Origin of the sequence: Mycobacterium sp. ITM-2016-00316, assembly GCF_002968335.2 — a bacterium.
Classification (GTDB): Bacteria; Actinomycetota; Actinomycetes; order Mycobacteriales; family Mycobacteriaceae; genus Mycobacterium.
Genome location: NZ_CP134398.1, coordinates 331,173 through 349,608, shown reverse-complemented (window position 1 = coordinate 349,608; position 18,436 = coordinate 331,173). Strand labels below are relative to the sequence as shown.

At 66.4% G+C, this 18,436-nt stretch carries 16 protein-coding genes; 12 read left to right on the top strand and 4 right to left on the bottom strand.

From position 1 onward, the window contains the following. Positions 1 to 280 precede the first annotated feature (280 nt). The 3 genes from C6A86_RS01545 to C6A86_RS01535 all read left to right on the top strand — a co-directional run bounded on the left by C6A86_RS01545 (position 281) and on the right by C6A86_RS01535 (position 3,447). Positions 281 to 1,531 (top strand): MFS transporter, encoded by a 1,251-nt coding sequence (locus tag C6A86_RS01545; protein WP_199196385.1) that lies wholly within the window; start codon positions 281 to 283, stop codon positions 1,529 to 1,531. A 201-nt stretch (positions 1,532 to 1,732) separates the two neighbouring features. Further along, on the top strand, positions 1,733 to 2,332 hold the full coding sequence (gene lysE / locus C6A86_RS01540; protein WP_105365691.1) for an L-lysine exporter: 600 nt from the start codon (positions 1,733 to 1,735) through the stop codon (positions 2,330 to 2,332). 113 nt (positions 2,333 to 2,445) lie between these two features. After that, the gene (locus C6A86_RS01535; RefSeq protein WP_105365690.1) at positions 2,446 to 3,447 is read left to right on the top strand and encodes a TerC family protein; all 1,002 of its coding nucleotides are present in this window, start codon (positions 2,446 to 2,448) and stop codon (positions 3,445 to 3,447) included. Between the two features lie 112 nt (positions 3,448 to 3,559). Here C6A86_RS01535 and C6A86_RS01530 read toward each other — a convergent pair whose 3' ends face one another. Further along, entirely contained in the window at positions 3,560 to 4,888 is a 1,329-nt protein-coding gene (locus C6A86_RS01530) for an HNH endonuclease signature motif containing protein (protein ID WP_105365689.1), read from the bottom strand. A gap of 408 nt (positions 4,889 to 5,296) precedes the next feature. Between C6A86_RS01530 and C6A86_RS01525 the strand changes: the two genes are divergently transcribed. After that, positions 5,297 to 6,181 (top strand): IclR family transcriptional regulator, encoded by an 885-nt coding sequence (locus tag C6A86_RS01525; RefSeq protein WP_105365688.1) that lies wholly within the window; start codon positions 5,297 to 5,299, stop codon positions 6,179 to 6,181. An 89-nt stretch (positions 6,182 to 6,270) separates the two neighbouring features. Beyond that, the gene (locus C6A86_RS01520) at positions 6,271 to 8,499 is read left to right on the top strand and encodes a molybdopterin-dependent oxidoreductase (protein WP_105365687.1); all 2,229 of its coding nucleotides are present in this window, start codon (positions 6,271 to 6,273) and stop codon (positions 8,497 to 8,499) included. Positions 8,500 to 8,505: 6 nt separating this feature from the next. Here the strand turns inward: C6A86_RS01520 and C6A86_RS01515 are convergent, their stop codons facing one another. After that, a complete protein-coding gene (locus C6A86_RS01515; RefSeq protein WP_105365686.1) occupies positions 8,506 to 9,033 on the bottom strand; it encodes a gamma carbonic anhydrase family protein in 528 nt (175 codons plus the stop codon). Positions 9,034 to 9,221: 188 nt separating this feature from the next. On the opposite strand from C6A86_RS01515, the gene glgX reads away from it, so the two are divergent. The 6 genes from glgX to C6A86_RS01485 all read left to right on the top strand — a co-directional run bounded on the left by glgX (position 9,222) and on the right by C6A86_RS01485 (position 15,013). Then, positions 9,222 to 11,372 carry a glycogen debranching protein GlgX gene (gene glgX / locus C6A86_RS01510; protein ID WP_105365685.1) on the top strand — a complete coding sequence of 717 codons (2,151 nt, stop codon included), beginning with the start codon at positions 9,222 to 9,224 and terminating at the stop codon, positions 11,370 to 11,372. Between the two features lie 24 nt (positions 11,373 to 11,396). Beyond that, the gene (locus C6A86_RS01505; protein ID WP_105365693.1) at positions 11,397 to 12,197 is read left to right on the top strand and encodes an alpha/beta fold hydrolase; all 801 of its coding nucleotides are present in this window, start codon (positions 11,397 to 11,399) and stop codon (positions 12,195 to 12,197) included. Beyond that, a complete protein-coding gene (locus tag C6A86_RS01500) occupies positions 12,194 to 13,360 on the top strand; it encodes a PP2C family protein-serine/threonine phosphatase (RefSeq protein WP_105365684.1) in 1,167 nt (388 codons plus the stop codon). The genes C6A86_RS01505 and C6A86_RS01500 overlap by 4 nt, the downstream gene beginning before the upstream one ends. 177 nt (positions 13,361 to 13,537) lie before the next feature. Then, positions 13,538 to 13,789 (top strand): hypothetical protein, encoded by a 252-nt coding sequence (locus C6A86_RS01495; RefSeq protein ID WP_105365683.1) that lies wholly within the window; start codon positions 13,538 to 13,540, stop codon positions 13,787 to 13,789. Beyond that, entirely contained in the window at positions 13,786 to 14,460 is a 675-nt protein-coding gene (locus C6A86_RS01490) for an alpha/beta hydrolase (RefSeq protein WP_105365682.1), read from the top strand. The genes C6A86_RS01495 and C6A86_RS01490 overlap by 4 nt, the downstream gene beginning before the upstream one ends. Positions 14,461 to 14,563: 103 nt before the next feature. Then, positions 14,564 to 15,013, top strand: coding sequence for a hypothetical protein (locus C6A86_RS01485; RefSeq protein WP_105365681.1), 450 nt, complete (start codon positions 14,564 to 14,566; stop codon positions 15,011 to 15,013). Here the strand turns inward: C6A86_RS01485 and treS are convergent. Together treS and C6A86_RS01475 are read right to left on the bottom strand one after the other, a co-directional pair. Further along, entirely contained in the window at positions 14,998 to 17,289 is a 2,292-nt protein-coding gene (gene treS, locus C6A86_RS01480) for a maltose alpha-D-glucosyltransferase (protein ID WP_105365680.1), read from the bottom strand. The genes C6A86_RS01485 and treS overlap by 16 nt on opposite strands. 111 nt (positions 17,290 to 17,400) lie before the next feature. Beyond that, a complete protein-coding gene (locus C6A86_RS01475; protein WP_105365679.1) occupies positions 17,401 to 17,829 on the bottom strand; it encodes a PPOX class F420-dependent oxidoreductase in 429 nt (142 codons plus the stop codon). Positions 17,830 to 17,952: 123 nt separating this feature from the next. Here C6A86_RS01475 and C6A86_RS01470 point away from each other — a divergent pair, with 123 nt between their 5' ends. Beyond that, positions 17,953 to 18,435, top strand: a complete 483-nt coding sequence (locus C6A86_RS01470) for an ATP-binding protein (protein ID WP_105365678.1) — start codon at positions 17,953 to 17,955, stop codon at positions 18,433 to 18,435. Position 18,436 lies beyond the last annotated feature (1 nt).

Sequence of the window (18,436 nt, the reverse complement as noted above, 5' to 3'; positions counted from 1 at the left end):
CCTATGGTTGCGAAAGATACTTCCTAACAACGTCATCGGCGTCACCGTTCTGGTGATTGCCAATCGACGGCGATGGACCGGCGGGATGCACCCGCATGATTGATCCGTCGCGTCACCCGGTGGGCGCTCGTCTCGTCCCCTTCGTCAAAGGGGCTCCCTATCAGTACATGTACAACCGAGCACTCCCATCCGACATCGGCCACGGTTTGAATAGGACCGACAGCCATCGCCGCGCGCCGAACAACCGAGACGGTACAGCGCGGCCCGACCCCGGAGTCTGATGAACAACTCAACTGCCACAGATGCGATTGCGCCCGAACAGGACAACGGCCGCTTGCCCTCGACTGCTCTGCTGATCATGGCGCTGATGGGGTTCGTTCTCATCGCGTCGGAAACCATGCCGGCCGGCCTTCTTCCGCAGATCGCTGCGGGGATGAACATCGCTGAAGCCACCGCGGGGCAGCTGGTCAGCGCGTACGCATTGGGCACCGTGATAGCAGCGATTCCGGCCACCGCCGCGACTCGCGGACTGGGGCGCAAACCCCTTGCTGTCTTTGGCATGCTCGGCATCTTGGCCGCCAATGTGGTGACCGCGATATCTCCGGACATCATGCTGTCGCTCGGTGTGAGATTGTTCGCCGGCGCATGCTCGGGCCTGCTGTGGGGAATCCTTGCGGGTTACGCGCGGCGAATCAGCCCGCCCGAGCACGCCGGACGCGCTTTGGCCATCGCGTCGATCGGCGTCCCGGCAGGCCTGGCCTTCGGCACGCCGCTGGGGTCGTGGATCGGTTCGACTCTCGGATGGCGATACTCGTTCGTGGTGCTCGCGGCCATCGCGCTCGCCGCGGTCATCCTCACGGTGGTGTGCGTACCAGACGCTGCTGGTCAGCGCGCCACATCGCAGGTGCCCGTGATGAAGGTGTTCACCCTGCCTGGCGTGGCGCTGATCCTGGTGGTGATCTTCGCGTGGATGCTGGCGCACAACACCTTCTACACCTACATCGCCTCCTACCTGAGGTTTGCCGATGTCGGTCTCTCGACTCAGGTAGCCCTGGTCACTTTTGGTCTTGCCGCCATCGTCGGCGTGTGGACAACTGGCCTGTTGATCGACCGCGCACTCCGGATGCTGGTTCTGACGAGCATCGTGTCGTTCATCGTCGCCGGTGTCATCTTCGCCGTGGCGCACCATTCGTTGGTCGCCGTACTGACCGCCATAGTGCTCTGGGGCGTGGCGTTCGGAGGTGCGGCCACGCAGCTTCAGACAGCGATGGCCGAGTCGAGCGGCGAGAACGCCGACGTCGCCAATTCGCTTGTCGGAGTGGCATTCAACACCGCCATCTTCGGCGGTGGCGTGGCCGGAGCAGTGTTGATCACCCGCAACGATGGTCTCGGATTGCCCACCATCATGATCGCTCTTGCCCTCGTCGCCTTCTGTGTCGCTTTCGCTGCTCGCAGTTCGGCCTTCCCGGCCCGGCGCAGTACAGGCAAATTCCCCGCCACAAGCGACCAAGCTACCTGCTCACGCGCGTAATACGTTGTGCGCGTGGCTACGCAGACGACGCAGGCGGAGATGGCGCCGAACCGCCCTGGCGGGGTGTAGACCAGGCTGCATTGAGAACCTCCACCAACTGCCAGAGCTACCGGAGACCGACCCCTCCGCACATTAGAGTTACTAATTTAGTATAAGAATCATTAGCTGTACTTGGCCCTAGTCGCGACCTACCGTCATCGCATGGCTTCACCTGTCTTCATCGGATTCCTGACCACCATGGCGTTGATCGCTGCGATCGGCGCACAAAATGCCTTCGTGCTGCGCCAGGGCATCCGCGGCGAGCATGTGGTGCCGGTGATCGCGCTGTGCACGGTGTCGGACCTGATCCTGATCGCCGCCGGGATCGCCGGCGTGGGCGCTTTGATCACCGCGCACCCGACCGCGGTGACGATCGCCAAGATCGGCGGCGCCGCCTTCCTGATCGGCTACGGACTGCTGGCCGCTCGCCGTGCACTTCGCCCGAGCGCGCTGACCCCCTCCGAAGCGACCCCGGCGCGCTTGGCCGAGGTACTGCTCACCGCTGCCGCGCTCACCTGGCTGAACCCGCATGTCTACCTCGACACCGTCATCCTGCTCGGGTCCCTGGCCAACGAACATCAGGAGCAGCGTTGGCTGTTCGGCGCCGGTGCGGTCGCGGCGAGCGCCCTGTGGTTCACCGGACTGGGCCTCGGCGCGCGCAAGCTCGCCGGGCTGTTCGCGAATCCGTCCACGTGGCGCGTCCTGGACGGGATCATTGCGGTGGTGATGGTGGCGCTCGGGGTGTGGATGGCGGCCTCCTGACCGGGGCAGATAGTTGCTTAGCAGAGCGAACTTTTCGCGTCGTTAAAGTTGGGCGCAGGGCAGCGAGCAGCGCGCTTCCCGCCGTGATCCTCTGACCCGAAAGGTGATGTTGCATGCTCGAGATCAGCGGCGTGACGTGGGGTGTGACGATCGGCGTGATCATCGCACTGCTGGCCGTCGACCTCATCCTGGCGGCAGTCCGGCCGCACCGTGTCGGCTTCCGCGAGGCCACCGCCTGGTCGGTGTTCTACATCCTGGTGGCGGTCGGCTTCGGGGTGTGGTTCACGATGGCCCACGGCGGGGACTTCGGCACGCAGTACTTCGCGGGGTACATCGTCGAGAAGAGTCTGTCGGTCGATAACCTTTTCGTGTTCGTCATCATCATGACGACCTTCGCGGTGCCCGAGGAACACCAGCACAAGGTGCTGACCTTCGGCATCATCCTCGCGCTCATCATGCGGGCGATCTTCATCGCACTCGGCGCGACGCTGCTGTCGCTGTTCTCCTTCATGTTCCTGATCTTCGGTCTGCTGCTGATCTACACCGCGGTCCAGCTCTTCCGGCATCGCAACGAGGATCCCGACGTCGAGAACAACATCATGATCCGGGCGACCCGCAAGATCCTGCCCATCAGTGACGACTACGACGGCGGCAAGCTGCTCACCCGTCGGGAGGGCCGGCGGATGGCGACCCCGCTGCTGGCGGTCCTCATCGCGATCGGCAGTGTGGATCTGCTGTTCGCGCTCGATTCGATTCCCGCGGTCTTCGGTGTCACCAGCGAGCCCTACATCGTCTTCACCGCAAACGCTTTCGCGCTCCTCGGGTTGCGGGCGCTGTTCTTCCTCGTGAAGGGTCTGCTGGACCGGCTGGTGTACCTGTCGACCGGGCTGTCGATCATCCTTGCCTTCATCGGTGCGAAACTCATCCTGCACTGGGGGCATGTCGACATCGACGCGCGCATCCCCGAGATCAACACCTATCTGAGCCTCGTCGTGATCATCGGCATCCTGGTGATCGTGACCGTCGCCAGCCTGGCCAAGACCCGCAAGGATCCGTCTGCCAAGGCGCATGCCGGTTCACTCCGCGCGTCGCGGAAGGAACCGAGGGAAGAGTGATTCCGCTTCGCCCGCTGGATATTTCGGTCCGCGGCAGTGCGTACCGAAATATCCAGCGGCTTCCCGCGGCGGCGATTTCTCTGTGTAGTTTTCAAGGTGCCCAGAGTTGGGGTTATGCGGCTGCCGAGAGGTCGGTCATGGTGCGTCGGGCGTGTGAGCGCAGGTGCGCCGGTTCGGGGACGGCCGGGTCATACGGTGGGATGAACCAGGGGTGGCGGTCAGCTCCGAGGTAGACCTGCCAGCCGCCGTGGTGGATCGCGGTGTGGTGCAGTCGACACAGCAGCACCCCGTTGTCGATGCTGGTGTGCCCGCCGCTGTTCCAGGGAGTGATGTGGTGGGCGTCGCACCACGACACCGGCCGCCCGCAGCCGGGGAATGCGCAGCCCCGGTCGCGGATGCCCAGGGCTTTGCGCAGCGCCGGGGTGAACAGTCGCTCGGCGCGCCCGAGGTCCAGGGGTATGCCCGAGTGGTCGACGAGCACCGTGGTCAGGGTGCTGTCGCAGGCAATCAGGTCCGCGGTGCTGGCGCTGACCGGGCCGGTGAACCCCAGTGAATCCACAGACCCCTCGGCCCCCGCTGCGGACCCCACTGATGCGGCGGAGCGGATGAGGGTGACATGCGGAAGGACACCCCCTGATGTGGGTCGCCGTTGGCCCGAAAGGTAGTCCCGGACGATCTGTCCGAACGCGTCCGCGCGGCGCCGCCCGATCGGGCGGGGATCCGGTGATCCATCCGGCAGCGGTACCGGCCGGCACAACGGGTCCAAGGCGGCGAGCAGTTCTTCCCCGGTGAGTATGTCGAGGTCCAGGCCGGCACTGACCCGCCCGTCCTCGGTCTGCACCAGGGTCATGTCGTTGAGGTCGGTGTTCTCCGCGATCGGCACCGCCCCGTCGTCGACCGGCCGGGACTTGGCTGTGGCGATGGCGATTCCGCGGGCCCTCTTCTCCACTGCTGCCGGGGTGGTCTCGATCATCAGCTTCGTCACGACCCCGGCCCGGTCCTCATCAGACAAGGCGACTCGCGCATTGATGTGGGCGACGCCCTTGCCGACCGCGTCGGCGAACTCGATACCCACCCCGCCCAGGCGCTGCTGGTGGGTCAACGCCGGCATCGTGTGCGCCGCCCGCCCCACCCGCGCCGCCCGGTACGCCACGCCGGGCGCCACACCCAGACTGGTGAGCAGATCGGCGCCCGAGCTCAGGTGTTTACGTGCGGGGATCCCGGCACGCTCCGCAGCCGCGGCTGCCTGGGCGATCACATGATCGAACAGATTGCGCAAGGTCACTGCGGCCACCAGCACCGCGAGTAGGGGTTGTTCATCGATCACCCGGCGGGGACTGTCGAGCAGATGAAACAGAATGCGATCTTCCTCCCGCGCGGGCGCCGGGGTGAGGTCATCGATCAGCGCATCAATGATGGAATCGAGATGGGTGGCGTCCATAGGGATACCGACTTTCACAGAAGGTGCCCAACGGGACACGATCAGTCACAACGGTTCGCACAGCTCCACGGGAGCCATCGAACCTCGCGGCGACCGAAGTCGCGGTCTGTGCTCACCGAGTGGAGATGGGAGCAACGTCGCATTCGAACTTATGTTCGATCCCACGCCGCACAATTGCATGGTGCAAGTGTCATGTCTCAAGACATCGGTGACAGTTCTGCATCAGGACATCGGTGACACTTTGAGGGCTCGGTGGTGACACTTCTGCACCTACGGTGCGCGTGCTCAGCGACGGTGACAGCCTGCAGAACCGCGCGGCCTCGGCAACCGCGCCCCGCCCCCGATCACGCCGTTGGTGAGCGTGGCTGGACCGGATCAGAACATCGCGCGTGAATAGGATCGGGCCAAATGGCCCGCAGATCTCCGCAAACCGAACGCCTCGTCGAGATCGTCGAGTACCTGGCGGCCGACCCGCACCGCGAGTACCAGCTCACCGAGTTGGCCCGGCTGGTCAACCTCGATGCCGCCACCTGCCATCCGATGCTCACCGAGCTCACCCGGGTGGGCTGGCTGGTCAAGGACCGCGTGCGTAAGACCTACCGGCTCGGGCCGCGTCTCATCGCCGTCGGCGCCTCGGCGCAGTCGTCCCTGCAGATCGCCACCTACGCCCGCCCCGAGATGCAACGCGTGAGTACGGAAACCGGCGTGCCCGCCTGCCTGTTCATCCCGTCGTCGGACGACCTGGTGATCGCCGACCTGACCTATCCGGACGGCAACGACACCGAGCATCTCCCGCTGCAGGCCGGCGATCACATCGAGTTCGGCCCGCCGCTCGGCGCGGTACTGGCGGCGTGGGCCGGCCAATACACCGTCGACACCTGGCTGCGCCGCGTCGAGCCAGGACCCGACGACCCGGGGCGCACCTGGCAGATCCTGCGGATGATCCGGGAACGCCGATTCTCGGTCGAGTTGTCACCGGCGTCGCAGGCCGAGATGCGGGAGCTGACGGATTTCGCGATCGGTGAGGTGCACGGCTCCCGCCGGGCCGAACGCATGATCGGTGGGCAGCGGCCGGTCATGACGCCGGAGCTGATGCTCGGGGACATCGACGACGCCGCGGTCTACGTGCCGCTGTCGGTCAGCGCTGCCTGTTTCGACCCCGGGGGCAATCCGGTCGCCGCGCTGTCGGTGCTGACCATGGCAGAGCCCAGAACCGGCCGAGAGCTGCGGGGGCTCGGGGCGCGCGTCAGCGCCGCGGCGGACGCCATCACCGCACGCCTCAACGCCCGCTGACACCTGCGCGTTTTGCATTATGCAAATCCTTGCCCACGGGCTGTCATCCGACTTACGGTGACCGGCACCACAGTGATCGAGGAGGCCCCGTGAGTGTCGAGCAGAAGGTGACCTACTGCCGGATCTGTGAGCCGCTGTGCGGGCTGATCGCCACCGTCGAGGACGGCCGCCTCCAGTCGCTGCGCCCCGACAAGGACCATCCGCTGTCCCAGGGCCGGGCGTGCCCGAAGGGTATCGCGTTCACCGATGTGCAGAACGACCCCGACCGGGTGCTCAACCCGTTGCGCCGGGAAGCCGATGGCAGCTTCACCGAGGTCGGCTGGGATGACGCGCTCGGCGACATCGCGCGCAGGCTGCAGGCGGTGCTCGACACCCACGGCGGCGACTCGGTCGGCGAGTACCTGGGCAACCCGTCGGCGTTCGGGTACGCCGCGAGCCTGTGGTCGGGCCTGTTCATGAAACGGATCGGCGCCGGGCATCTGTACTCGGCCGGATCCCAGGACATCAACAGCCGCTACGTGGCGAGCAAGCTGCTCTACGGGGCCGCCACCCAGATCCCGTTCCCCGATCTGCCGCGCACTGATTTCCTGTTCATGCTCGGCGCCAATCCACTGGTGTCGCATGGCAGCGCGCTGCGGGTGCCCCGGGTCAAGGACGACCTGTCGGCGATCGTCAAACGCGGCGGCCGCATCATCGTGGTCGATCCGCGGCGCACCGAAACCGCGGCCGCCTACGAACATGTGGCGGTGCGCCCGGATTCGGATTCCTGGCTGATGCTCTCGCTGCTGCACGTCGTGTTCGCCGATGAGCTGGAGGACTGGGCCGCCATCGCCGCGCACTCCACCGGAATCGACACGCTGCGCGCGCTGTGTGCCGATTTCGCGCCGGAGGACACCGCCATCCGCACCGGGGTCCCCGCAGCGACCGTACGCGCGCTGGCCCACGACTTCGCTACCGCCCGAACGGCCGTCGCCTATGGACGCACCGGCGCCTGCCTTGGCCATCACGGGACCCTGGTCAGCTTCCTGATCGACGCGCTCAACCTGGTGACCGGGAACATGGACCGGCCCGGCGGGGCGCTGATGTCACACCAGGTGATTCCGATCGAGGACATGGGCGAACGATCGGGCGCGTTCGGCTACAACAGCAAGCGGTCCCGGATCGGTGACTTCCCCGATGTGTTCGGTTCCTTCCCGGCCGCGCTGATCGCCGACGAGATCACCACGCCCGGCGCGGGCCAGCTGCGTGCACTGTTCGTCTTCGCCGGCAATCCGGTGCTGTCGGTCCCCAACAGCGCCGCACTGGACGCGGCGCTGCAGCAGCTGGACCTGCTGGTGTCGCTGGACCTCTACGTCAACGAGACCAATCGGCACGCCGACTACATTCTGCCGGCCACCACCTTCCTGGAACGCGACGATATGCCGATGGCGTTCGCCGGCTGCTGCCCGACGGTGTTCCTGCAGGCCGCCGAACCGGTGCTGGAACCCTATGGTCAGGCCCGGCCCGAATGGGAAGTGTTCGAGGAGTTGGCCGCCCGGATGGACGTGTCGCTACTGGCCACCGGTCCGATCGCCCGGCTCAACCCGGTGCTGCGCTGGCTGGAACGCCGGGGCCTGCGCCTCACACCGCAGAAGATGATGAACGCGCTGCTGCGCATCGGGCCGTACGGGGACCGGTTCGGGCTGCGCCGGGGCGGGCTGAATCCGCAGAAACTCAGGGACAATCCGCACGGCATCGTGCTGGCCGAACATGCGCCGCACGGGGTGCTGCGCGATGTGGTTGTCCACCGGGACGGCAAGGTGTGCCTGGACCCGGCCGAGATCGTCGCCGAGGTCGCCCGGCTCGGCACCGCACCCAGCACAAGTACGGCTTTCCCGTTGTCCGCCATCGGCATTCGTGAGTTGAGGTCACAGAACAGCTGGATGCACAACAGCCCCACGCTGATGAAGGGCAACCGCCGGCAGCGCGCCCGGATCAACGCCGCCGACGCCGAGGCGGCCGGTATCGCCGACGGTGACATCGCGCGGGTGGTCTCCGCGACCGGCGCGATCGAACTGGAGATGACGATCACCGACGAGGTCGGCCCCGGCACCATCGCGATCCCACAGGGTTGGGGTCACCGCGGCGGCGGCTGGCGGCTGGCCAACGCCAATCCCGGCGTCAATGTGAACGAGCTGACCTCAAGCCGCGCCGAGGACCTCGAGGCACTTGCGGGCATGTCGGTGCTCAACGGGGTGGCGGTGCGACTGGAGGCCGTGGCTCCAGGCGCCGAGACCCGTGCGACCCTCGGTGCTCGCGCGGCGTTCTCACACCCCTAGCGCCGGTCAGGGCGAGTTCGCGTCACGATGAACGCCCAGTAGGTGCTCGTAGGCCGCGGCATTCACCACGTTGGCCTCGATCTCCTCCGCGGTCAGTTCGCGGCGCACCTTGGCCGGCACACCGGCCACCATCGATCGCGGCGGGATGACCATCCGCTGCGGCACCACCGCGCCCGGGGCGATGAGCGACTCGGCGCCGATCACGGCGCCGTTGCCGACGACGGCCGCGATGCCGATCAGGCAGTCGTCCTCGACCGTGCACCCGTGCAGCACCGCGTTGTGACCAATCGTGACCCGCGCCCCGATCTTGACGGGGAAGCCCGGATCCGTGTGGATGGTGACACTGTCCTGAACGTTGGAGCCCGAACCCACCTCGATCGGCTCGAACTCCGCCCGCAACGTCGCCGAGTACCAGACGCTGACGTTCGCACCGAGCAGCACGTTGCCGATCACGGCCGCGTTCGGCGCCACCCATGAGGTGACGGCCAACCGCGGCGTTCGGTCCGGAAGGGCGATGATCAGCGGTTCTGCCATGCACCGATTGTGCCCAACGACCGCCGTGAACCCCCATCGGGGCCATCCAGGGACCGCGGAACGAGCAGCCCGCACGGACGTGACCGGCCTCGCAGAATACGATCGGGACAAGTGGGGTACCCCGTATTTTCGCCGCTCAGCGCTGAGCCGCGCAGTCTGAAGTACGCCGTTGAGCAGTGAGGACGTCCATGCCGGTATCTCCCAAACCGTCGACCAGCCAGGTGGCCGAGCAGGAAGTGTGGCCGGGTAAGGCCTACCCTCTCGGCGCGGTCTATGACGGTTCCGGTACCAACTTCGCCCTCTTCAGTGAGGTCGCCGAACGGGTGGAACTCTGCCTGTTCGACGAGGACGGTACCGAGACCAGATATTCGTTGCCCGAGGTGGACGGATTCGTCTGGCACGGCTTCCTGCCGTCGGTGGAACCGGGCCAGCGGTACGGCTACCGGGTGCACGGACCGCACGACCCTGCGGCCGGTCATCGGTGCAATCCGCACAAACTGCTGCTCGACCCCTACGCCAAGGCCATCGACGGGATCTTCCAGTGGGACCAGTCGCTGTTCGGCTACAACTTCGGGGACCCCGACAGCCGCAACGATGACGATTCCGCGCCCAGCATGCCGAAGTCGGTGGTGATCAGCCCGTTCTTCGACTGGGGTATCGACCGCCCACCGCAGCGCGAATACGCCGACAGCTTCATCTACGAGGCACATGTCAAGGGCCTCACCGAGACGCACCCGGACATCCCCGACGCGATGCGCGGCACCTACGCCGCGATCGGTCATCCGGCGATCATCGATCACCTCAAGGCGCTCGGAGTCACCGCCATCGAACTGATGCCGGTACACCACTTCGCCAATGACTCGACCCTGATCGACAAGGGCCTGTCCAATTACTGGGGTTACAACACCATCGGGTTCTTCGCCCCCGATGCGAAGTACTCCAGCAGCGGCACCCCCGGCGGCCAGGTGCAGGAGTTCAAGGCGATGGTGCGCACCCTGCACGAGGCCGGTATCGAGGTGATCCTGGATGTGGTCTACAACCACACCGCCGAGGGCAACCATCTCGGCCCCACGGTGTCGATGCGCGGGATCGACAACGCCGCCTACTACCGCCTCGTCGACGACGACAATCGCTACTACATGGACTACACGGGCACCGGTAACAGCCTCAACGTCGGACACCCGCATTCGCTGCAACTCATCATGGATTCGTTGCGGTACTGGGTGACCGACATGCACGTCGACGGTTTCCGTTTCGACCTGGCATCGACGCTGGCCCGCGAGTTCTACGATGTCGACAAGCTGTCGACGTTCTTCGAACTGGTGCAACAGGATCCGACTGTCAGTCAGGTGAAGCTCATCGCCGAGCCGTGGGACGTCGGCCCCGGCGGTTATCAGGTGGGCAACTTCCCGCCACAGTGGACCGAGTGGAACGGCAAATACCGAGACACGGTGCGCGATTTCTGGCGCGGTGAGGCAGGGAGCCTCGGCGAGTTCGCATCCCGACTCACCGGTTCGGCGGACCTCTACGAACAGAGCGCACGCCGGCCCGTCGCCTCGATCAACTTCGTCATCGCCCACGATGGCTTCACGTTGCGAGATCTGGTGTCCTACAACGAGAAGCACAATGACGCCAACGGTGAGGGCAACAACGACGGCGAGAGCCACAACAGGTCGTGGAACTGCGGGGTCGAAGGGCCCACCGACGATCCGGAGATCACCGCGCTGCGCGCCCAGCAGGAGCGCAATTTCCTGACCACGCTGCTGCTGTCCCAGGGCGTGCCGATGATCTGCCACGGTGACGAACTCGGCCGCACTCAGGGCGGCAACAACAACGGATACTGCCAGGACAACGAAATCACCTGGGTCGACTGGGAGAACGCCGACCAGGAGCTGATGGACTTCGCCGCCCGGGTCTCGGCGCTGCGCGCCGAACATCCGGTCTTCCGCAGGCGCCGGTTCTTCAACGGCAGGCCGGTACGCCAGCGCGGATCCGCCGGCGTGCCCGACATCTCCTGGTTCCGGCCCGACGGCTCGGAAATGAGCGACGAGGATTGGGACACCGGGTTCGGCAAGTCGATCGCGGTCTACCTCAACGGCAACGGCATCCCCGATCTGGATCCGCGCGGGCAGCGGGTGACCGACGACTCATTCCTGGTGTGCTTCAACGGCCATCACGAGGCCCTCGAATTCACCCTGCCCCCCGAGGAGTTCGGGTCGGCCTGGCACACCGTCATCGACACCGCGGCGCCGGCCGGCACCGGTGACGCGGCCACCCCCGCGGGTGCCTCACGCAAGGTCGCCGCGCGCTCGGTCACGGTGTTCCAACAGGCGGAGTAACCGGCTGGTCCTATGCTGCTCACCATGGGTGTGGTGGCCAGGAACAACATCAAGACAGTGGGCGTCGAGGGCGCACCCCTGCTGCTGCTGGCCCACGGGTTCGGCTGCGACCAGAACCTGTGGCGGCCCATCGTCGAACGCCTCCGGTCCGATTTCCGGATCGTGCTGATGGACCACGTGGGAGCAGGCGGCGCCGACCCCGCGGCGTGGGACGCGGACAAATACTCCACGCTGCACGGGTACGCCGCCGATGTGCTGGACATCGTGCGCGAGCTCGACCTGCACGACGTGGTGTACGTCGGCCATTCGGTGGCGGCGATGATCGGCGCCCTGGCGGTCATCGCCGACCCGAGCCGATTCGCCAAAATCGTCATGGTGACGCCGTCACCGCGCTATATCGACGACGGCGACTATCACGGCGGCTTCTCCGAGAGCGATATCGACGAACTCCTGGAATCCATCGACGCGAACTACCTCGGCTGGTCGCGGGCGATGGCGCCGGTGATCATGGGCAATCCCGACCGCCCCGACCTGCACGCCGAACTGGAGGCGACGTTCTGCCGGACCGACCCGGCGTGTGCGCGGGTGTTCGCCCGCGCGACGTTCTTGTCGGACAATCGATCTGATCTTCCGCGCGTTCCGGTGCCCACGCTTGTCCTGGAGTGCACACAGGATGCCATCGCCCCACGCACCGTCGGCACCTTCGTCCAGCAGCAGATACCCGGCAGCACCTTGGTCACCCTCGACGCGATGGGCCACTGCCCGCACGTGAGTGACCCGGACGCCACCGCGGTCGCCATCGCCGCGTTCGCGGGCACCGCGTGACCAGCCTCGATTTCGAGGACTTCTGGAACAACTCGCCGTCCGGGCATCTGATCCTGACCGCCGACGGTCGCATCGTCAGCGCCAACTCCACCATCATCGACTGGCTGCGTTACCCGGACCGCGCGCTGCACGAGAAGTCCTTTTCAGATCTGCTGACCACCGGCGGAAAAATCCACTACGAGACCCACTTCGTTCCGCTGCTTCGGATGACGGGCACGCTCGAAGGTGTCACCGTGGACATGCTGACCGCCGACGGCGCGCGGCTCCCGATGTTCCTGACCGCCAACGTCAAAGCGGCGACCCCAGGATCTCCCGAATTGTGGCGCGTCACCGCGGTGGATGCCGGGGATCGGCGGGCCTACGAACGCGAACTCCTGGAGCAGCGCCGTCGTGCCGAGTCCGAGCAGGAGCGGGCGCGCGCGTTCGCCGCCACGTTGCGCCGCTCACTGCACCCGCCGTTGTTGTCGCCGCCACCGGGACTGGATGCCGCCGACCACTACCACACCGCCTCACCCGACGATGTGGGCGGTGATTTCTACGATCTGTTCCCGCTGGCCGCGAACACGTGGGGCTTCTTCCTCGGCGATGTCGCGGGCAAGGGCGTCGACGCCGCCGTCGTCACCACGCTGACCCGCCATGTCCTGCGCTCGGCCGCGGTGTTCGACGACGCTCCCGTACAGGTGCTATGCAACCTCAACGCGGTGCTGCACCAGCAGTTGGGCATCGAACGCCACCGGCTGTGCACCGTGGTCTACGGAAACCTCACGGCGCGGGGTGACGGTTTCGACGTCGATCTCGCCAGCGCGGGTCACCCGCCCCCGCTGCTGCTCGGCGGGGACGGTAGCGCCTACTTCGCCGACACCATCGGCGGCCAGGCCGTCGGCATGATCGAAGATCCGCACTTCTTCAGCAGCCGAATGCATCTCGGGCCGGGTGACACCCTGGTGCTCTACACCGACGGATTGACCGAGGCGCGGGTCGGCCCGGGCACCGCACGCTACGACGACGATGGCGCGCTGCTGCGATTCGCCCGCGAGCAGGCACCGGCCGGCGCCTCCGAGTTCGTCGACACTATTCGGCATCTGCTCGATGCGCTGGGCGACGGCGTCGAGGATGACGCCGCGGTGCTCGCATTCGGGGTGCCGCGGGGCGGCGACGCATAGGCCGAGGCTGGTTTTTGAACCTCACGGTTGCATCCGACACGTCACCTGAACTCCGGGTACTGAAGCAACCATTCCACCCTCGGCACCTATGACCGTACGCCTGAAACCTCAAGATTGGGACCCGCTCTTCATCAGGGACGTGTTTGCAGCGGCGCCGATGTGGCTACCGACCCAGGCATGTCTGAATCTTCTGTTGACGGTCGCATCGACGCCGTGGCCCCCGGCGACATCGTCGCCCTCGATCGTGGCACCGGCGAGCTGGCCTACAAAGTGGTCCACAAGGAAGAGACCGAATCCGGTTACCTGGTCACCTTCGAAGGCGACGACGGCGAGACGTTCCAGCTCACCATCGCCGCCGGTGAGCCGGTGAAGCGTTCTCTGGAGTCGAAGTGGGAGTCGGCGCAGAGTCCCACGCCGCACTCATCGTGATGCCGGTCGAGTACGCCCCCGGCCGGTGGGCCGACCTCTACGGTGAGCCGTCGCGGCCCACCGTCCTGCTGTGGCACGGTACGCAGACCGACTCCCGGGCCGCGGTCCGCGTGCTCGCCGAAGCCGTCGCCGAGCACGGAGTCGGGGTGATCGCCCCGGACTGGGATTCGCACGCCACCGACGGTGGGCGTGCGGACCTGCTGGACTCGGCGCGATTCGCGCACACACACAGCGCCGGCGCCGATCTCGTGCTCGTCGGCTGGTCGCTGGGCGGTGTCGCCGCGGCCGGGTTGACGCTGCGTGCGCAAGAGTTCGATGTCGCTGTCGCGCATACGGTTTGCCTGGGCGGGGCGTTCATGGTGGACGATCCGATCTCTGGCGGTCCGGTCCTGCGCGCCGTCCCTGACGCCGGCGTGCGGACGCCGTTCAGCCTGCTGGTCGGCGAGCGCGATGATGTGGTGCCCGCATCAGCCGCCGTCGAGTTCGCCGCCGGCCTGCGCGCGCTGGAGTGGCCGGCCGACATCGTCGAGGTCGCGGCCGACCACGGATCGATCGCCGGGGCTCGCTATGACGCCGCCGCCGACCGGTACGAAGCGGACGACGACCCCGCCACCGCGGTCGTCGCCCGTGCGGTCGCCACGCATATCGCCGCGGTGGCGTACAACGCCTAGCTCCGCGCGCGTGCTCGGCCGAAGGGCGACCTCGTCGTCTGCGGTGCGTTTACTCCGCCCGAGTCGCCGGGTAACCGCACGGCAACGGACGAGAGGGCAGGACATGGGCACTGGACCCGGAAGGCACGCACGCAGCACACCGCACACCACCGTGCTCAGCCTGTCGATTTCCTTCGCAGTCGCATTCGCCGCCGTCATCACCGCGCTCCTCATGCACCTGATGGACTCCGGTGTCGCGGCGTCACGGCCCGCTCCCGCCCCCGTGGCCGCCACGACACCCGTCACCCAAGAAGGCCGGGTGGTCGCCATCTCACCCGATTCGTTGACCGCACAGGGGCCCGACGGGGTGGCGCGAACGTATCGCATCGACGATCAGACGCACGGCATCACCGCAGCCGGTAGCCAACTGGGCGGCACTGCCGAACGTTTCACACTCCATGACGAGGTGTCCATCATCGGGGTGATCCGCGGCGGGGACAACCTCGCCACCACCGTCGTGCACCGCGATGCCGCCGACCTCAACGGCCCCCCGATGGACTACGCCCTGCCCTGATCGTCCGGTCGGTCGGCGGGATCTTCGGCGACCGGCCGCTCCACCAACAGCGACATCCCGTGGTGCGCCGGCATCTCCACGGTGAAGCTGTGCAGGTCATCGACGTGGGCGATCTCTTTACCGCTGAACATGTCCGAGACGACGGCATCCGGTGGCAGGAACTCCGAACGCACCGTCCCGGCGATATCGGCGTTGGCGAAATTGAGCACCGTCAGTTGCAGCTGGTGCGGATCTGCCAGCTGATGGACCATGACCAGCATGCCGCGGTGCGACACCTCCGGGATGTCCACCTGGGTGCTGGTGGCGATACCGAAATGCGTCCGCACGGCGAGAATCGCCTGCAGCTGCCGCAGGAAGCTGGCCTCGTTGACCAGCTGGTCCGGGATGGATCCGTAAAGACTTGTGCCGCGCGGCATCCCGGCACTGGAGTGTCGGGCATCGGGGTTCACACCCATCAGGTCATGCGCGGCGCGATGGATCCACCGGGTGTCCCCGCCACGGAGCAGTTCGCTCACATCACCGGGCGGGAGCGTCAGCATGCCGCACAGGTCCCATCCCGAGAGAGCGAACACGCCCGGTTGCAGGGCGTTGAACATCGCGAGCAGCAGATGCGCACGCCGGATGGGATCGATATCGGTGATCTGGTCGAGGTCGGATATCCCCAGTGTCGCCGCGATCACGGTCGCCGTCGTGCAGGCGATGCCGTTGGTGGTGAACACCAGGTTGTACGGGGCGTCGGGACCGGTGAGCGCCTCGATCAGGTCGGTGCGCACGCTGTGTCCGAGTTCCTCGCCGGTGACTTCGTGGCCCTTGTAGGTGTAGATGTCGTCGCGATGCCCGGCCGACCAGTGCACGAGTTCGTAGGTCAGTTCGTCATGGTTCTGCATGGCGTGCACCAGCGAGGCCGGATCGATCTCCGTCTCCAGCGTGGTGCGCAGGGTCAGCCGGAGGAACTCGGTGTCGGCGGTGGCCAGCGCGTGGTGGTAGGCGGGCCTGTTGATGAAGTCATAGGACAGGTCGGGGCCGGCGATGCTGTTCTCACGGATGTCGTCGATGGTGAGATTGAGCTCCTGGAAGGTGAACCCACCGAGCTTGCGCACCATGCTGCCGATGAACTGGTTCGCGGCCTGCGACAGCGGGTGACCCTCTGACCAGCCGACGTCGTCCTCCGAGGACTTCTCGGCGCCGAGGAATCCATTGGCGTCCAGGCGCAGACCACCGGTACCCAGGTCGGATAGCGAATGCAGCGCGTCACCGATCACCAGCCGCATCCCCGCGAAGCTGGGATCAAGCCAGTTGATGGACGGCTGGCCATCCTTGAAGTAGTGCAGGTACACCCAGCGCCGCTCGACACCGTCCACGCCGACGATCGGGCGGGTCACGCTCCAGTTGGTCTCCTTGATGCCCTCGGCGTAGAAGATGACGCGCTGCAGGCGGCCGATGATGTAGCCGGCCTTGTCGAGCCAATCCTCGGTCGCGGCATCGCAATTCACCGAATCCGCGCCCTCGGGAACATTCGGCAGATGCTCCCAGTCGCGCGGATCGATATCCACCATGTGGTAGATGCCCGGGTAGTCGGCGTACTTCATCTCGGCGAGCCGGAAGTCCGCCCCTTTGCCGGTGTGGCCCGGCACGATGTCATCGATGATCGTGCCGCCGTACCAGTTGGCGGTTCCGCACATCTGCCGGAATTCGTCCTCGGATCCGAAGGCCGGGTCGATCTGTGTGCTGATGCGGTCGAAGTGGCCGTCCACACTCGGGGTGAGCTGCCAGCCCGAGATACCGCCGGCCCGTTTCACCGGACCGGTGTGCACCGCCTGGATACCGATCTCCGCGAAGGCCTTCCACAATGATTCATCGGACATCGCCTTGAGGAACGACTCGTCGGAGCGGGTGATCAGCGACAGCGGGTAGGCGGTGAACCACACCGACGCGGTCTCCACCGCGGTCCGCGGGTTGGGCCGGGCGAAGGGGTTCTGCCACATCGAACCCTGTCCGGAGAACTGCTGGCTGATCTCGTTGGCGTCGGCAAGCATCGACTGTGACAGCAACCACGAGACATAGGCGTGGTTTTCACCGGTCGGGGGACCGTCCTGGGCCAGCGAGCGCCGCACGAACGGGGTGCGCACCCTGGGGCGGAATCGCAGTACTTTCGGGCGTGCCGGATGCAGGTGCTCGTCGAAGGTGATCTCCGCGGGCTCGTTGGCCTGCTCTTCGGGTTTGGGATCTGATGACGTGGCGGCAGGTTGCGACGGCTCGGCCGCGTGTGTCGACATCTGACTCCTCCCAGGTCTCGCGTAGCCGCAGCCCGCCGTCGGTGTATTGCCGTTATGCCCTGCACGGAAACTTCCGCACGACCAACGCTACAGAGAGTTGCCGATCGCCGGTCAGTCGGCGACGTCGAAGGCGGAGATGACCTTACGTGGCGTGATGCGCACGACCAGTTCCCCGGGGACGCCATTGCGTGCGCCGTACTCGTCGGCGCGCTCCGCTCCCATGTAGCGCGCCGCGATCCGGGTGGCGGTGCCGCGCAGATCCGGGTCGTTCTCGCTGAGCTCGGCCGTGCCCTGCACCTGGACGAAGGAGAACGGCGGGTGCTCATCGTCGACGACGAGCACCACCCGAGGATCACGTTGCAGAGCCCGGCCTTTGGCGGTGTTCGCGCCCGTGTTGAAGACCAGCCGGCCGTCCTCCACCAGGAACCAGACGGGAGCGATCAGGGGGCGGCCGTCGGCCGCGACGTACCCGAGCTTGCCGGTCCGGGTGCCCGTCGACAGAAATCTGATGACGTCCTCGCTCAGCGAATCAGTTGCCATGTGTCCATCATGCGTCAGCGCGACCGGTGATACCGCTGGTACCCAATATGTTTGCCATGCTGTGCAGAGTTGTTATCCGCGTCACGAATGAACGTCGCCCAAACTGGGTAAAGTCCGGGTGTCATGGGTGATCGAGCACAGCAGCGCGCGGGATTCTCCCGCCCCGGAGTCGTTGCCACGATGGTGCATGCCGTGCAGATCCGCGAGGACTTCGCCGCCTGGCTGGCCCAGTCCCTGAGCGTGGACGCGGAGAAGACCAGCGACATCGTTCTCGCCGTCAACGAGGCGCTGGCGAACGCGGCCGAACACGCCTACCTCGACGCCCCGGAGCCGGGACTGATGCATGCCCGCGCCGAATACGATCCGCAGCTGGCCACGCTGACGGTGTGGATCACCGACGAGGGCCGCTGGCGCGCGAAGGAGCCCTCGACGGCGCCGAACCCCGCGCGGGGCCGCGGGCTGATACTGATGCGAGCGCTCACCGACAGCGCCGCGGTCGACGCAACGGCCACCGGCACCGAGGTGCGGCTGCACTGGGACCACATCGCGGCACGTCCCGCCGATGCCGCCGAGCCCGAACAGGACGACGACCGCCGGCTCGCGTGAC

What these genes read in the sequence shown, in the direction of transcription:
- C6A86_RS01475 (WP_105365679.1), bottom strand. Translation starts at nt 17,829, where the DNA reads ATGGCAACTGATTCGCTGAGCGAGGACGTCATCAGATTTCTGTCGACG.
- C6A86_RS01545 (WP_199196385.1), top strand. Translation starts at nt 281, where the DNA reads ATGAACAACTCAACTGCCACAGATGCGATTGCGCCCGAACAGGACAAC.
- lysE (WP_105365691.1), top strand. Translation starts at nt 1,733, where the DNA reads ATGGCTTCACCTGTCTTCATCGGATTCCTGACCACCATGGCGTTGATC.
- C6A86_RS01485 (WP_105365681.1), top strand. Translation starts at nt 14,564, where the DNA reads ATGGGCACTGGACCCGGAAGGCACGCACGCAGCACACCGCACACCACC.
- C6A86_RS01535 (WP_105365690.1), top strand. Translation starts at nt 2,446, where the DNA reads ATGCTCGAGATCAGCGGCGTGACGTGGGGTGTGACGATCGGCGTGATC.
- glgX (WP_105365685.1), top strand. Translation starts at nt 9,222, where the DNA reads ATGCCGGTATCTCCCAAACCGTCGACCAGCCAGGTGGCCGAGCAGGAA.
- C6A86_RS01525 (WP_105365688.1), top strand. Translation starts at nt 5,297, where the DNA reads ATGGCCCGCAGATCTCCGCAAACCGAACGCCTCGTCGAGATCGTCGAG.
- C6A86_RS01515 (WP_105365686.1), bottom strand. Translation starts at nt 9,033, where the DNA reads ATGGCAGAACCGCTGATCATCGCCCTTCCGGACCGAACGCCGCGGTTG.
- C6A86_RS01530 (WP_105365689.1), bottom strand. Translation starts at nt 4,888, where the DNA reads ATGGACGCCACCCATCTCGATTCCATCATTGATGCGCTGATCGATGAC.
- treS (WP_105365680.1), bottom strand. Translation starts at nt 17,289, where the DNA reads ATGTCGACACACGCGGCCGAGCCGTCGCAACCTGCCGCCACGTCATCA.
- C6A86_RS01470 (WP_105365678.1), top strand. Translation starts at nt 17,953, where the DNA reads ATGGGTGATCGAGCACAGCAGCGCGCGGGATTCTCCCGCCCCGGAGTC.
- C6A86_RS01495 (WP_105365683.1), top strand. Translation starts at nt 13,538, where the DNA reads ATGTCTGAATCTTCTGTTGACGGTCGCATCGACGCCGTGGCCCCCGGC.
- C6A86_RS01505 (WP_105365693.1), top strand. Translation starts at nt 11,397, where the DNA reads ATGGGTGTGGTGGCCAGGAACAACATCAAGACAGTGGGCGTCGAGGGC.